General features: G+C 67.7%; 11 protein-coding genes and 2 pseudogenes. 9 read left to right on the top strand and 4 right to left on the bottom strand.

Annotated features, from left to right (window positions below; all coding sequences use genetic code 11):
• Positions 1 to 163 precede the first annotated feature (163 nt).
• Entirely contained in the window at positions 164 to 1,744 is a 1,581-nt protein-coding gene (gene dnaA, locus ACFPJ1_RS06185) for a chromosomal replication initiator protein DnaA (RefSeq protein ID WP_380102373.1), read from the bottom strand.
• Between the two features lie 678 nt (positions 1,745 to 2,422).
• Between dnaA and rpmH the strand changes: the two genes are divergently transcribed.
• The 9 genes and pseudogenes from rpmH to ACFPJ1_RS06140 all read left to right on the top strand — a co-directional run.
• Positions 2,423 to 2,560: a 50S ribosomal protein L34 gene (rpmH, locus tag ACFPJ1_RS06180; RefSeq protein WP_077018336.1), complete on the top strand. Its 138-nt coding sequence runs from the start codon at positions 2,423 to 2,425 to the stop codon at positions 2,558 to 2,560.
• A 29-nt stretch (positions 2,561 to 2,589) separates the two neighbouring features.
• The gene (rnpA, locus tag ACFPJ1_RS06175) at positions 2,590 to 2,934 is read left to right on the top strand and encodes a ribonuclease P protein component (RefSeq protein WP_380101896.1); all 345 of its coding nucleotides are present in this window, start codon (positions 2,590 to 2,592) and stop codon (positions 2,932 to 2,934) included.
• Positions 2,931 to 3,242 carry a membrane protein insertion efficiency factor YidD gene (yidD, locus tag ACFPJ1_RS06170; protein WP_132292984.1) on the top strand — a complete coding sequence of 104 codons (312 nt, stop codon included), beginning with the start codon at positions 2,931 to 2,933 and terminating at the stop codon, positions 3,240 to 3,242. The genes rnpA and yidD overlap by 4 nt, the downstream gene beginning before the upstream one ends.
• 66 nt (positions 3,243 to 3,308) lie before the next feature.
• Positions 3,309 to 4,232 (top strand): annotated as a pseudogene (gene yidC, locus ACFPJ1_RS06165) (membrane protein insertase YidC); the annotation flags it as partial.
• A 333-nt stretch (positions 4,233 to 4,565) separates the two neighbouring features.
• Complete coding sequence (locus tag ACFPJ1_RS06160) at positions 4,566 to 5,093, top strand: Jag family protein (RefSeq protein WP_465261064.1); 528 nt, start codon at positions 4,566 to 4,568, stop codon at positions 5,091 to 5,093.
• A gap of 52 nt (positions 5,094 to 5,145) precedes the next feature.
• Complete coding sequence (gene rsmG / locus ACFPJ1_RS06155; RefSeq protein ID WP_380101894.1) at positions 5,146 to 5,781, top strand: 16S rRNA (guanine(527)-N(7))-methyltransferase RsmG; 636 nt, start codon at positions 5,146 to 5,148, stop codon at positions 5,779 to 5,781.
• 758 nt (positions 5,782 to 6,539) lie between these two features.
• Positions 6,540 to 7,475, top strand: a complete 936-nt coding sequence (locus ACFPJ1_RS06150; protein WP_380101892.1) for a ParA family protein — start codon at positions 6,540 to 6,542, stop codon at positions 7,473 to 7,475.
• A gap of 440 nt (positions 7,476 to 7,915) precedes the next feature.
• Entirely contained in the window at positions 7,916 to 8,869 is a 954-nt protein-coding gene (locus tag ACFPJ1_RS06145) for a ParB/RepB/Spo0J family partition protein (RefSeq protein WP_380101890.1), read from the top strand.
• A 2,727-nt stretch (positions 8,870 to 11,596) separates the two neighbouring features.
• A pseudogene (locus ACFPJ1_RS06140) lies at positions 11,597 to 11,695 on the top strand (IS21-like element ISAau2 family helper ATPase IstB); the annotation flags it as partial.
• 890 nt (positions 11,696 to 12,585) lie between these two features.
• Here ACFPJ1_RS06140 and ACFPJ1_RS06135 read toward each other — a convergent pair.
• Genes ACFPJ1_RS06135 through ACFPJ1_RS06125 form a run of 3 tightly spaced genes read right to left on the bottom strand, consistent with a single transcriptional unit; the run spans position 12,586 to position 14,755 of the window.
• Positions 12,586 to 12,954, bottom strand: a complete 369-nt coding sequence (locus ACFPJ1_RS06135; protein ID WP_380101889.1) for a DUF3817 domain-containing protein — start codon at positions 12,952 to 12,954, stop codon at positions 12,586 to 12,588.
• A complete protein-coding gene (locus ACFPJ1_RS06130; RefSeq protein ID WP_380101888.1) occupies positions 12,951 to 13,772 on the bottom strand; it encodes an SURF1 family protein in 822 nt (273 codons plus the stop codon). The genes ACFPJ1_RS06135 and ACFPJ1_RS06130 overlap by 4 nt, the downstream gene beginning before the upstream one ends.
• A gap of 35 nt (positions 13,773 to 13,807) precedes the next feature.
• The gene (locus tag ACFPJ1_RS06125) at positions 13,808 to 14,755 is read right to left on the bottom strand and encodes a D-alanine--D-alanine ligase family protein (protein WP_380101886.1); all 948 of its coding nucleotides are present in this window, start codon (positions 14,753 to 14,755) and stop codon (positions 13,808 to 13,810) included.
• Between the last annotated feature and the right edge of the window lie 117 nt (positions 14,756 to 14,872).

Raw genomic sequence — 14,872 nt, 5'->3', positions numbered from 1 at the left:
CTGGTGACGACGCTCGCGATCCACACAGCCAATCCACAGGCAAGGCGAGTGTGTCCACCGGGATACCCACAGTTATCCACAGGACTTTCCCCAGCCTGTGTGGTTCGTGTGACCGTGTCGTAGCGCTCGGCGTACAGGGCTTCGGGCACGGTCACACGGCACGTCATTGCTGCTTGGCCTGGTGCTTGATCCGGTTGGTCAGCTCGGTGACCTGGTTGAAGACGCTGCGCCGCTCCGACATCAACTGACGGATCTTCCGCTCGGCGTGCATCACGGTGGTGTGGTCCCGGCCGCCGAACTGCTGGCCGATCTTCGGCAGCGACAGATCGGTCAGCTCGCGGCACAGGTACATGGCGATCTGGCGCGCGGTCACCAGCACCCGGCTCCGGCTCGATCCGCACAGATCGTCGATCGACAGTCCGAAGTACGAGGCGGTCTGGCCCATGATCATGCTGGCCGTCACCTCGGGCTTGCTGCCTTCGGGGATCAGGTCCTTGAGCACGATCTCGGCGAGGGATAGATCGACCGGCTGCCGGTTCAGGCTGGCGAACGCGGTCACCCGGATCAACGCGCCCTCGAGCTCACGGATGTTCGTCTGCACCTTGCTGGCGATGAACTCCAGCACCTCAGGCGGCGCCGTCAGCCGCTCGGTGGCGGCCTTCTTCCGCAGGATCGCGATCCGGGTCTCGAGGTCGGGCGGCTGGATGTCGGTGATCAGGCCCCACTCGAACCGGTTCCGCAGCCGGTCCTCCAGCGCCTCCAGGCGTTTCGGCGCCCGGTCGGAGCTGATCACGATCTGCTTGTTCGCGTTGTGCAGCGTGTTGAACGTGTGGAAGAACTCTTCCTGGGTCTGGATCTTGCCTTCCAGGAACTGGATGTCGTCGATCAGCAGCACGTCGACGTCGCGGTACCGGCGCTGGAACTGCGCGGCCTTGTCGTCGCGGATCGCGTTGATGAAGTCGTTGGTGAACTCTTCGCTGGACACGTACCGGACCCGCGCGCCGGTGTAGAGACTGCGGACGTAGTGGCCGATCGCGTGCAGCAGGTGCGTCTTGCCCAGACCCGAGTCGCCGTAGATCAACTGCGGGTTGTACGCCTTGCCCGGCGCCTCGGCGACCGCGACCGCCGCGGCGTGCGCGAACCGGTTCGAGCTCCCGATGACGAAAGTCTCGAACGTGTATTTCGGGTTGAGGCGGGCCTCGCCCTGGGCCTCGGTCGCCGTCTGGCTCCGGGCGGACCCGTTCGGCGGCGGTGCGACCGAACCGAGCGGCTCGCTGGGCTGCTGGAGCCCCGGCTGGAGCGACTGCCCGTTGACCGGCTGTCCATGCATCGGCTGCCCGTGCATGGGTTGGCCGTGCATCGGCTGGGCCGGCTGCTGGAGTCCGGATTGCTGAAGGCCCGGCTGTTGGAGCGGTTGGTGCATCGGCTCATGCAGCGGCGAGTGGATCGCCGGCGCCGAGTCCTGTACTGCGGGCTGCGCCGCGGTCGGCTCGCGGACCTCGGGGTCGAGCGAGGGGTCGACGGTGACGGCGATCCGGATGTCGCGACCGAAGCTCTCGCTGAGGATGCGCTCCAGGTCGGGCCTCAGGCGCGTCTCCAACTGACCGCGGGTGAAGTCGTCCGGGACGGCGACGATCGCGGTGCTCTCGTGCAGGGTCACTGGCCGGGAGTTCGTCAGCCAGGCCCGCTGGTTCGGTGGTAGTCCCGCGAGAACCCGGGTCCAGGCCTCGTCCAGATCCTTCACTTCCGCCTTGCGTTCCGCACTGGCGGACTGGTCCTCGACCACGCGTTGCTCCCCGAATCCTTCGCTGCGGTGGCCGGCGCTCCCGGGGTCGCCCCCGGTACAACGCGACCTTGACCCGTCACCCGGCCACTACTCCGGCAGCCGGTCGGCCGCACGTCGCAGTTGCTGATCTCCTCAGCCGGTGTCCTCATTGTCCACACCGTTGTCCACAGTTGTGAACGAAGCGCGGAGCTACTTGGTTACCGATCTCGGGGTACGGGACCTCTGGTGTGAGGGGCTGACGCTAACAAGTGTGCGTACACCGCTTCAAGCCGTCATCCACAGGCTATGGGACCCAAAATGTGGGCGACCTCCGGCGTGTCGGGTAGACGCCGGAGCGTAGTCATGATGAGGCCGCGCCATCGCTGTCGCCGTCCGTAGCCATTCTGACCAGTGAGTGACGGGTCCCTGACTGCGCGTTCTGTCCACAGGCCTGTGGAAAAGTATGGGGATGACTGGTTTGACCTGTCCACAGGCCGCCACGTACCGTGGATCAGTCGGTGTTGAGCCGGCCGTTTCGTGCTGCGCTCCCTGCGGGACCATTGTGGATTCTCGAGCGGTGGGCAGGACCTGCACCAGGGACAGATCTATCAGTGGATTTGTCGACACATGTGATCTCGAGTAACCGGAGTCATTCCAGTGAGCAAGCGGACGTTCCAGCCGAACAACCGTCGTCGGCACAAGAAGCACGGCTTCCGTCTTCGGATGCGCACCCGCGCGGGCCGTGCGATCCTCGCCTCCCGTCGTAGCAAGGGTCGCCAGCGCCTGGCGGCCTGAGCCGTTGAGCTGGCGACGGTGACCACCTCGTGTTACCCGCGTCGAACCGGCTCCGCCGGTCCGACGAATTCCGCCGCGCTGTCCGGTCCGGACGGCGGGCTGGTCGGCGTGCCGTGGTGGTCCACCAGTTGCTGCGGGCCGGCCCTGCGGTCGAGCCCGCTCGTGTCGGATTCGTGGTGAACAAGGCGGTGGGTAATGCGGTTCTGCGGAACCGCGTCCACCGCCGTCTGCGTGCTGTGATGGCGGCGCAACTCCCGAACCTGCCGACCGGCAGCTTGACGGTGGTGCGCGCACTCCCCGCATCGGCCTCCTCGTCGTACGACGAGCTGGCCGATGACGTACAGGGCGCCCTGCGGCGTCTGGACACGCGATGAAGATCGCGCCCGTCAAGTACGGGATCATCGGTTTTCTGAAGTTGTACCGGAAGTTCGTCAGCCCGATGTACGGGCAGGTCTGCCGGTTCTACCCCAGTTGTTCTGCCTATGCTTTGGAAGCGGTCGAGCGGCACGGCGCGGTGCGCGGTAGCTGGCTGGCGGCGAGGAGACTCGCCCGCTGCCACCCGTGGAACCCCGGCGGCTACGACCCCGTTCCACCTACAGATGTCGACCAGCGCGGAGATTCCGACTCCGCCAACCAGCCCGGTCCGTCCGTCGACGCCGGGCCCGCGCAGCGAGGTGCTTGAGTGACTCTTCTGGCCATCCCCCAGCTCGCCCTGTGGGACGGGATCGTAGACGTTTTCAACGCGGTCATGACCCCGCTCTACTGGGCCGTGTCCGCGCTGCTCGTCGGGTGGCACTGGCTGTGGAGTCTGGTGCTCGACCCGAACGGCGGCTGGGCCTGGGCGCTGTCCATCGCCGGTCTGACCATCGTCATCCGGACCCTGCTGATCCCGCTTTTCGTCCGGCAGATCCGATCCAGCCGGAATATGCAGCTGCTGCAGCCGAAGATGAAGGAGCTGCAGAAGAAGTACGGCCATGACCGGGAGAAGCTCGGTCAGGAAATGATGAAGCTGTACAAGGAGACGGGCACCAACCCGTTCTCCTCGTGCCTGCCGCTGCTGCTCCAGTCGCCGATCTTCCTGGCCCTGTTCCGCGTGCTCGACTACGCGTCCAAGGGCAAGACACACAGCAGCATCATGGACCCGTACGTCGAGTCGCTGCAGCACGCGAAGATCTTCGGTGCGGAGATCTCGCAGACGTTCCTGCGGGCGAGCGGCCCGGGTGCGCTCAACGTCAAGATCGTCGCCGTCGTGCTGATCATCCTGATGACCTCCACGATGTTCATCACCCAGCTCCAGCTGATGCGCAAGAACATGCCGAAGGAGGCCCTCGAGGGCCAGGCGGCGCAGATGCAGAAGATCATGCTCTACGTCTTCCCGGTGTTCTTCCTGATCGGTGGCTTCAACTTCCCGATCGGTGTGCTCATCTACTGGTTCGTCTCGAACCTGTGGACGATGGGCCAGCAGTTCTACGTGATCCGGCGCAACCCGGCGCCCGGCACCCCGGCGTACGACGCGATGGAAGCGCGCAAGCGCGAGCACAACCTGCGCGCCGGTAAGCCTGCCGACGCGGGTCTGGCCGGGGCCGATGGTGAGGGCGAAGGCTCGGTTGCCACCGACCGCCGTCCGGCGAACCGGCAGCAGCCGAAGCGTCAGTCGCGCAGCACCCGGAAGACGGGTTCGCCCGCGTCCCCGTCGGGCGCCTCGGAAGACAGCGCGCCCGTGCAGGATGTGCCGAAGTCGTCGAGCAATGGCCAGCAGCAGCCCGCGAAGAAGGCTGCCGCGGCCAAGCAGACCTCGTCCGCCGGAAAGCGCCAGCCGGCCGCGAAGTCGCGGGCCGCTCGTCAGGCAGCCCAGAAGAAGGCCGCGCAGAAGAAGCCCGGCGGTGGCTCGTCCGGCCGCTCCTAGGACCGACGGCTGACCGGCAGACGCCGGCATCCCCTGATTTCTCTGCTCTGTACTACGTGGGTCCCCGTGGGGCGGATCTCGAACCGTGAAGGAGTGGCCGTGAGCGACGGCATGCAGAACACCGAGGCGGCGGAGAAGTCCGCTCCGGCGACGAACCAGGCGGCCGACCGCCTCAAGGCACTGGAGGCCGAGAGCGACATCGCGGCCGACTACCTGGAGGAGTTGCTGGACATCGCCGACCTGGACGGCGACATCGACATGGACATCGACGGCGACCGCGCCGCGGTGTCGATCGTCGGCGCCGACCTGAGCAACCTGGTCGGCGAGAACGGCAAGGTGCTCGAGGCGCTGCAGGAGCTGACCCGGCTGGCCGTCTACCGGGAAACCGGTGAGCGGTCGCGGCTGATGCTCGACGTGTCGAACTACCGCGCCAACCGGAAGGCCGAGCTCGAAGAGGTCGGTCGGAAGGCGGTCGACGAGGTGAAGGCGAGTGGCGCTTCGGTGCGGCTGGACCCGATGACGCCGTTCGAGCGCAAGGTCGTGCACGACGTCGTCGCGGCCGCCGGTCTGACCAGCGAGTCCGAGGGCGAGGAGCCGCGTCGCCGGGTCGTCGTCCAGCCCGCGTGATCGCCGTGTTCTGCTCGTGACGGAAGACGTTTCACGTGAAACCCCGCCGCTCGTGGAGGAACTCTTTCCACGAGCGGCGGACCGGCTTGCGGCGTACGCCGAACTGCTGGCCACAGAAGGAACACTGCGGGGCCTGATCGGTCCGCGCGAGGTGCCGCGGCTGTGGGACCGCCACCTGCTGAACTGTGCTGTGCTGGAGCGCTTGATCCCCGAGGAATCCACCGTCGCCGACATCGGCACCGGTGCCGGTCTGCCGGGGATCGTGCTCGCCCTTGTCCGTCCCGATCTCCAGGTCGCGCTCGTCGAGCCGTTGCTCCGGCGTACCACCTTCCTGCAGGAAGCCGTCGAGATGCTGGGCTGCACCAACGCCGAGGTCGTGCGCTCCCGCGCCGAGGATCTGCCCACCGCGTCGTACGACGTGGTCACCTCCCGAGCGGTCGCGCCGCTGGGAAAGCTGGCCGCCTGGTGCCTGCCGCTGGTGGTCGAGGGCGGCCTGATGCTGGCGATGAAAGGTGCCTCCGTCGAGGAGGAACTGGCCGGCTCCGAACGCGAATTGCAGGCCCTCGGCGCGGAGGAATGGCACGTCCACGAACTCGGTGTGGATGAACTGGCCCAGCCGACGACAGTCGTGAGTATTGTGGCCGGACGTGCTGCGCGGGGATCCCAGCACAGAAGACGCGGGAGGTGAGCGGGTTCGTGAGTCGTGCCCTCGGATGGCCTGAGAAGAGCACCGGTGAACCTCGGGTGTCACAAGGAATCGGCTGGCCGGCCGCAGACCAGGCCACCATCCACCAAGTCCCGCCAACCCCGGACTCTCCCGCCGAAGATCGGCCGCGTTCCACTACCTCAGCCTCAGCCTCAGAGGCGCCGAATTTCCCTTCCCCTGTCGCCCCGTCATCGCCCCCGGAAGCCGCGTCGCACAGCGATGGGGCCGCTCCGCTGACGGCGACTGCGCCACCGACTTCAGCGGCATCGCCCGGCACCAGTACCGCGGTCATCGACGACCAGCCCACCGCCGAGGTGGCGCCCGGACAGGTCGCCGAGGTAGCGCTTGAACAGACCACCGAGGTGGCTCCGGAGTCAGCCACCGGCCTTCAGTCGGAGCAGAGTGCCGGCCAGGAGCACCCGTCTCCGTTGCGCGCGGCTGCCTCGATCGGGCTCGACGCCGAGCCACGTTCTGCTTCACCAGAACCCGTTTCACGTGAAACCGAGACCGCTGAAGCTGAGGCACTCGCAGACGACGTTTCACGTGAAACCGCCACCGCCGAGGGATCGGACGAGGAGTACCCCGAATCCCCACGGCCTGTGGATGACTACCCCCTGGAAACGCCTCCTGACACGGGAATTCATCCACAGAAGCCTGTGGATGAACCTGGGGGCAAACCCGCCCCGACCCCCACGGACATCCTCTTCGGGCCAAGCACCGCACCTATTGGAATGGGCGCTATGACTGCCGCACAGATCGCCGCCCGGGCCACGTCGGACGAGCTTCAGCGAAGACTTCTCGAGACTCCGATCGCCGCCGCCACCGAACGGACCCTGCTGGTGAATGAAGGACGCACGATGGGCCGCGAGTTCCCGCTGCCCGCAGAAACCCGGGTCTTCGTCGTCGCCAACCAGAAGGGTGGCGTCGGCAAGACCACGACGACTGTCAACGTCGCCGCCGGCCTCGCGCTGTACGGCGCCCGGATCCTGGTGATCGACCTCGACCCTCAGGGCAACGCCTCGACAGCGTTGGGGATCGACCATCAGGAAGGCACACCCGGTGTCTACGAGGCGATCATCGAGGGCGAGCCGCTGAGCAAGCTGCTGGCTCCCTGCGCCGAGCACCCCGGCATCGTGGTCGTACCGGCCACCATCGACCTGGCCGGCGCCGAGATCGAACTCGTCAGCATCGTGGCGCGGGAGAGCCGCCTGAAGAAGGCACTCGACGCTCACCTGGCGGAGACCGAGGCCGCGGGCGAGAAGTACGACTACGTCTTCATCGACTGCCCGCCGTCGCTCGGTCTTCTCACCGTCAACGCGCTGACCGCGGCCCGCGAGGTTCTGGTTCCGATTCAGAGCGAGTACTACGCGCTCGAGGGTCTGTCCCAGCTCCTCCGCCACATCGACATGGTGAAGTCACACCTGAACCCGACGCTGGACGTCTCCGCGATCCTGCTCACCATGTACGACGCCCGCACCAAGCTGGCGGGCGAAGTCGCCGCCGAGGTCCGCGGCCACTTCCAGGACGCGGTACTCCGTACCGCCGTACCCCGCTCGGTCCGCATCTCCGAGGCCCCGAGCCACGGCCAGACCGTCCTGGCGTACGACCCGGCCTCGGCCGGCGCTCTCTCGTACCTCGAAGCCTCTCGCGAAATCGCCATGCGCAACAACGCCTGACGCAGTAGTCCCGAACGCTCGCCGCCCACGTTCCACCGGGCTGGCGAGCGTTCTTCTTTTGGAGATACGGATCCCGGACGCCCGTACGACACACGGTGTCAGGCTCCACGAACCTCGACCGGATGTCGTGCCATCGCGGCCGACCAGTTACCGTTGCGAGGTTGTCTTCGCCGTCACGGAGAATGGCGACTTGTCACCGTGGTGACTGGTCGACAGCTCAGGCGGCGAGTCGACTGGCGGCATCGCCGGCGATGAGCATTCCGGGGAGCCTGTGGAGCACCACCTCGCCGAGGTGGTGCTTCGTGCAAAGGTCCGCAGGAGTACCGCGGTGGCGCAGTACGGAGTAGGTCGAATACAGGCGGCGGGTCGTGAGGTCTGCCGGCTGGGAGCAGTGAACAGTTGTGGTCAGTACTAGGCAGTCGAACCTCGAGGGAGCGGCGATGAACACCCGACTCGGACGCGGACTTGGTGCGCTGATCCCCAGCACACCGGCTGCCGGGACCAGCACGACCCTGGGCAGCAAGTCCAGCTCCATCCCGGGCGCACCGCCCGCACCGGCGGCGCCGGAGCTGGCTGCGGTACCGGGCGCCGAGTTCGCGGAGATCGACGTCGACAAGATCACGCCGAACCCGAAGCAGCCGCGCAGCGTCTTCGATGAGGACGCGATGGAGGAGCTGGTCCACTCGGTGAAGGAGATCGGCCTGCTCCAGCCGATCGTGGTCCGCCGACTCAGCGACGACAAGTACGAGCTGGTGATGGGCGAACGCCGCTGGCGCGCGACCCAGCAGGCCGGCCTCGCGACCATCCCGGCGATCGTCCGCGACACCGCCGACGACGTGATGCTGCGCGACGCCCTGCTGGAGAACCTGCACCGCAGCCAGCTGAACCCACTCGAAGAAGCGGCTGCCTACCAGCAGATGCTCGACGACTTCGGCTGCACCCAGGAGGTCCTGGCCACCCGCATCGGCCGGTCCCGCCCGCAGATCTCCAACACCCTCCGCCTCCTGAAGCTCCCTGCCTCCGTGCAGCGCCGAGTCGCTGCAGGCGTGCTCTCAGCCGGCCACGCCCGCGCGCTCCTGGGCCTCCCCAGCGGCGACGCCATCGAGCGCCTCGCCCAGCGCATCGTTGCCGAAGGCCTCTCGGTCCGCACCGTCGAAGAGATCGTCGCCATGGGCGACATGTCCGCCGACGACCCCACCCCCGCCCGCCGCCGCAACAAGCCGGTAGCCCCGCGCCTCGTCGACCTGGCCGAGCGTCTCTCCGACCGCTTCGAAACCCGGGTCAAAGTAGACCTAGGCAAAACCAAGGGCAAGATCACCGTTGAGTTCGGCTCCCTGGACGACCTAGAACGAATCGTCACCTTGATGGACCCCATCAAGCCCCAACAGCCCTAACCGTCTGCGGCCCGGCAAACAGAGACCGTCCCCGGCAAACGAATCACCACCCGATCTCGAACGTAGCAACGGCGCCCTGGCACCGGCTGACTCTCCAGCCGAACCAGGGCGCCGTTCCACGTGAAACACCACCAGCAACAGCTCGTTCGGCACCCGCTGCGCTACCCGGAAACCCCTCCAAGCTGGCAGGGGCGCCCGACATGGATGCCTGCCAAGCCGACCCGACCCGACCCGAAGCAGGCCGCCGGCGACCAACTCCAAGCACCACCGTCTCAACCCCAACCTCGGACCGACGCACCCGCGCTCAAGGTACGAGACATACGCCACGAGGCTCGGGACCAAGGCCAGCACCCGGGCAGGCTCGCGCCCACCGCCAACCACTCAGACCGAGCCGGGCAGTGTGCCAGACGTCGCTCGTTTCACGTGAAACGCAGTGCGCGACCCAGCCGCACCCACGCATGACCCCGCGCCCACGCATCTACAAAGCCGCCACGTCACGGACACCATCCACGATCTCGGCACTGCGGATCCCCGATCGCCGCCACAGACCTCCGACCTGGCCCATCCGGGGAGTGCCCCATCGGCCCCGCCAAGCTGAGGCTCGACCTAGGTCGAGGCCCGTGCGGCCGGTCACCCATCCAGTATCCGCTAGCCCAACCGAACTACCGAACTCGTGCTGCCGTGTTCACGGAACTCCCGGGTCCCAGCGTGCAGGCGATGCCGCTAAGCCGGCCCGGCCATCACGTATCCAATGGTGTGGCCCCAGGTGTTCAGGCCAATGGTGTGGATGCAGGGACACGGTTCAGGGGTGCGGCAGGCTGCACGGAGGCAGGACGGGCAGGATCGCGGCGACAGTAGCGGGACGGGCGGATGGGGTAGGCAGTTGCGTGGATTGCAGAGCGCGGATTGGGTGGCACGATTGCGGGTGCGGAGGGCAACAGGTTGTGGTGGTCAGGCGCGGGGCGCGGAGGTCCGGTGCTCAGGCGCTGGTACACCCGTTCCGCCCGGGGACGCCAAGTCGTGGGTTGCGCGACGGGACGTCCGGCCTCCGCCATTCCCGGCCGAATGTCCCGCGATCCCGGCGTGCCCGACGGGATCTCCGACGCCCGACGCCCGACGCCCGACGCCCGATGTGCCCGATGTGCTCACGTGCCCGACCTGCCCGACGGGCCCTCGACGAGGGTCCCAGGTCCGGCTGAGGCGCACCCGGGCACGCGAGCTCCCTGCGCCCGGTCTGGTCCTCCGGGTCGTCGGGCGCTGCTGGCAGACGCCACGGCATCGCGGACCGCGCCGAAGGGTAGCCCAGCCATCCGATGGGGTGGTGCTGGCGAACCTGTGCCTGGCGAGCCCGCTGTCGTGACGGACCCTCGCCCTCGCCGACCGACTCCATCTACAGCTCTGGTCCTCCCGCCGCCGCGCCGGCCCCTGCGAGGAGTTCGGAGAACTTAGGACGGGGATGCAGCCACACCGACGAGGACTCGGCGGCGTGCCGCCCGAACAAGCCCCGTCCTCCTGGGCACGGCACGCTCGGCCCGGTCTGCTGTGGCCGAAGTCCTCGACCGGGGCGGCGGGTCGTGGACCTAAACGGACCAGGCCTGGATCCGAGCCGCCCGGGCGTGGTGGGAGGTGGAGCTACCAGCCACTCCGTCGGTGCCGCCATCCGCGGTGTGGTGTTGTGGCAGTGTGGATCGCGTCAGCCAGGCTTCGTCCGCTAGTTTGGGTCAGGTCTCCAACTCGGCCTCGGAGCCGCCCGGAGCCCTGGCCTACTGCGAGGTACCAGTGGCCGGACTGCGGCCTCCGAGGGTCTTTGGAGAGACGGGAGACCCGGCCAGATCCGGCGGTCCAGACCGGGGGCCGCCCACACTGCCGGCGGCCCACACCGACAGGCTTGCTCGCGCCTGGCGCCCCGACTCCTCCACAGTCGCTTCGACTGCGCGGTAGTCGTCCCGGCTTGGTCTCTGCCGGCCGTCGGCGTCGACCTGCTCAGGGTCGGCTGATCGTCGGTGGCGGCCGTTCGACCCGGGATGCAGCGAACGGACTTCGATGGAGTGGGCGGCTGGGATCGCGCCGGTCGCGGCTTGGGGTCCAATACGCATGTTTCACGTGGAACGCCGCGGTGGGGTCTTCGAGGGGTGACGATCCTCCTGTCGCAGTTCGCGCCGCCGTGCGGACCTGCCGGGAGGGCCGGGTGGTCGTTCCGCAACTCCGCCGAGGGTTCTGCCCGGGTGCGCTGCATTGGTCTGCCCGGCCGTGCGCGTGCTCACTCATTTGGTGGACTCGGTCGGTGAACCCGGACGGTCGAGGCCATCGCAGTTTCTGGCGAGCCCGTGGCCGTAGGGCTTGTTCTCGCAGCCGCGTGTCCGGCCGCTGGGGGAGTGGCCGTGTGTCGGCGTACGAGCCAGACGTCCGGCCGGCCTAGCGTGGTTGCAGCGGAACGGGGCGCGTTGGTGGTTCGGCGTTGCGTGATTGGAAGCGTGTGAGCGTTGCCGTTCCTGGGGCGGTTGGCGTTGACAGGTCGCGGTCCGCTTGCCGGCCAGCCACGCCCGCCCTACGACTGTCGGGCCACTCCTGCCTCCGGCTGCCGTGTGCGATAGCCAACCCAGGTTTCCGCTGCGGCCTCCAGGCCGCGGCGTCGAACGTTCCTGACCCCGTGCTTCCTCCGGGCACCCGTCCCTCCGGCCGCCGGGCCGCGCCTCCAGAGCTCGATGCCAGCGCCGGACTCTCGACCGACTCGTCCACCACGCCGACGTGATCGCCCTCAAAGGCGACTCCTACCGCCTCAAGAACCACGACCTCGGCCGAATCCCCACCCCGACCGAGGACTGACCATGACAACCAGCAAGGGGTCCACTTTCAACCGCCACAAGGCGTTCGTTTTCAGCCGTCGTTGACACCCCCGACTCCAGACCTGCAATTCCCGACTCTGCTGAGTTGCCGCTTCACTCGCGCCGCCGACCTCCGATCTGGTCCTCTGATGCCGGCTAGTCGTTGGCGCTCTGGGGCGCTTGATCGGCGGGCGCCATCTGAGGACGGCTGGGTGGGTTTGGGGGCGAGGGCTCTGTGGATCCGGATTGTTCTGTGAGCGGCGTTGTAAGCGATCTAGGCGAGGCGTGGCGGTGGCTGCCACTGCTTCAACTGCCGGGGTCTGGAGGTGCTCTCCAGGTCGTATCCGCGCCCGGGCTTTCAGAATCGGCGTGGTGGGATTTGTCGACAAAGTGATTTGGAGATGTGTCGGTGGGCGTTTCACGTGAAACATGGGTGGCGCGTGGTGGCTTTGAGGTCGTAGCGGGCGGGGGAGGTGGCTGGCGACGATCTCGGTGAAGGGGAGGTCCGGGACGCAGCAGATGGCGCCCCAGTTGAGGTAGATACGTCCAGGTCGACGACGTCCGCCGGGAGGTCGAAGATGTCGGCCTGGCCGGAGTCGGCTTCGATGCCGGCGGAAATTCTTGCGTTTGGCCACCTGGATCGCGACGTCCGAGATGTCGATGCGCGATCGCGCTGAGGTTGGCCCAGGAGAGGAATTCGTCGCCGCAGGATCTGAAGTCCTCGGCCGGCGGGACGGTGCGGTGGTGCTCCACCTCGCGCGGTTGGCCTCGGTGGTGGTGCGAATGGTGGCGTCCATGCGCAGCACCGTGGGTGAGGGGAACTGCCCCAATGACTGCAGTTGGGGGAGCAGTGGATCTACCTCACGGCAGCGAGACCCCGCGGCGGAAGGGTCAGGGCTGGGTGAGTTCGTGGGTTACCTTGCGCTCGGCGTAGAAGCTGAGGAAGGGGATGGTCCCGGCCAGGGCTACGAGGATCATGCGGCCGAGGCTCCAGCGGACCCGGCGGGCCAGGTCGAAGGCGCCGAGCAGGTACACGACGTAGAGGAAGCCGTGCAGGGGGCCGACGACGTTCATGGCGGCGGGGTTGTCGCCGAGGTACTTGAGCGGCATCGCCACGAAGAGCAGCACGAGCAGCATCACGCCGACGATGTAGGCGATGATGCGATAACGGGTGAGGGCGCCCCGGACGGCCGGCGTGATGGTCGTCCCTGCGGCGGACGTGCTTGCGGCGGACGTGGCGGGGTCTACGGGGGAGGTCACGCTGAAACGGTACCGCTTGGCTCCACGTCGTCCGCAGCCTGGTCGTCCTCGTCCGAGCGGTGCGCGTCGAGGACCATCCGGCCCCACATCCACAGCGTGAAGGCCGCGAAGATCCACCACTGGAAGGCATACGCGACGTTGCGGAGACCCGCGTGGTCGGTTGGCGGACTTGGCGGTGTAACACTCGCCGGCGCCTGCTCAGAGCCGGCAGCACTGTCGAGCGAGGTCTGCACGACGAAGGCGTCGTAGATGCGGTAGTCGACCAGGTGCACGATCGTCGGGATCCGCAGCGACTGCAGGACTCTTCCCTTCGCAGCATCACCGGACGCGTCCTGCGCCTCAGAGGCGGCGATGGCACCGCTCAATGAAACGGGTCCAGTAGGCGCCTTGGCGGCCGCGTCATCCACAGTCGCGACCCAGCCCCGCACGACCATCACAGCACCAGCCTCGGTGCCGGAAGAACCGAGCATCACGGGAGACACCACCCAGAAGCCGTCGCGGTCGCCGTTCCGCCGATCGGAGATGAACAGCTGATCCGCAGCCGGTCCCCACGTGCCTGCGACTGTGACCCGCCGGCCAACAGCCTTCGAGGGAAGTCCCTCGTTCACCGAGAACAACGACTCCAGCGGCACGGGCGCACCCTCAGCCCGCTTGGCAGTAGCAGCCGCGGTCTTCGACTGGTAGACGTCCAGCTGCCATACACCGAGCACAGACATGACCGCAGCGATCGCCGCGGCCAGCAGGAAGAGCCCAGTCCAGCGCGGAGTCAGAATCGTCCGCCACAAAGGTCGCGCCGGCGGCTGCGGGTCAGTAGCCACGGGATCGGTTGTCGGCGCGACAGACATTCAGAACCTCAACGAGCGGCGGCAGCGGCCAGCAGATCGCGGCACAGCACACCGAGCTCGATACCAGCAGCCTCAGCCGCGAGCGGCACCAAGGACGTCTCGGTCATCCCAGGTGCGACGTTCACCTCGAGGAACCACGGGACCCCATCGGCGTCGACAACCAGGTCCGACCGCGACAGATCCCGCAGCCCCAGCGCCTCGTGCGCCGTGACGGCCGCCTCCGCGCAAGCCTTGGCCACCGACTCCTCGAGCCGAGCCGGTACGACGAACTGGGTGGCTCCGGCGGTGTACCGGGCCTCGTAGTCGTAGAACCCCGAGTCCGGCCGGATCTCCACCGCAGGCAGCGCGCGTGGTCCGTCGCCGGTGTCCACGACGGTGACGGCGACCTCGGTGCCGTCCACATACCGCTCGATCAGGGCGACCGGGCCGTAGGCGTAGCAGTTGACCATCGCCGAAGGCAGTTCGTCGGCCGAGCGCACGATCGAGGCGCCGAGGGCAGAACCGCCACGAGCGGGCTTCACCACGAGCGGCAGCCCGATCTGGGCGATCACAGACTCCATCAGCGCGGCAGCCCCGAGCTCGCGGAAGGTGTCGTGGCCGAGCACGACCGAAGGCGGCGTGTTCAGACCGGCCGAGCCGACCATGGTGGCGGCCACCGGCTTGTCGAAGGCAGTCCGGCAGGCAGCCGCATCGGCGCCGACGTACGGCACGCCGTACAGGTCGAGGACCTGGCGGAGTGCGCCGTCCTCGCCGGTGACGCCGTGCAGGACAGGGAAGACCGCGTCGGGTGGATCGTTGCGGAGTCGTTCGACCAGGCTCGCGTCGACGTCGCGCTGCTCGACCTCGACGCCGACGCTGCGCAGCGCGTCGGCGACCCGGCGGCCGGAACGCAGCGATACGTCTCGCTCGTGCGACAGTCCGCCGGCCAGTACCAGCACTCGACCCAGATCACTCATAGAAACTTCCTGATCACTCGTGGGCGACTCCGGCGGGGCGCCGGTCCCGAGGCCCATTCGAACGGTACCGCTACTGTCCGGCCGACCGAGCCGGAGCCCGGTCCAACGGCTTCCGCG

Origin of the sequence: Kribbella qitaiheensis, assembly GCF_042657745.1 — a bacterium.
GTDB classification, from domain to species: domain Bacteria; phylum Actinomycetota; class Actinomycetes; order Propionibacteriales; family Kribbellaceae; genus Kribbella; species Kribbella qitaiheensis.
The sequence above is the reverse complement of the archived record's forward strand: the minus strand, read 5'-3'. Positions and strand labels throughout refer to the sequence as shown.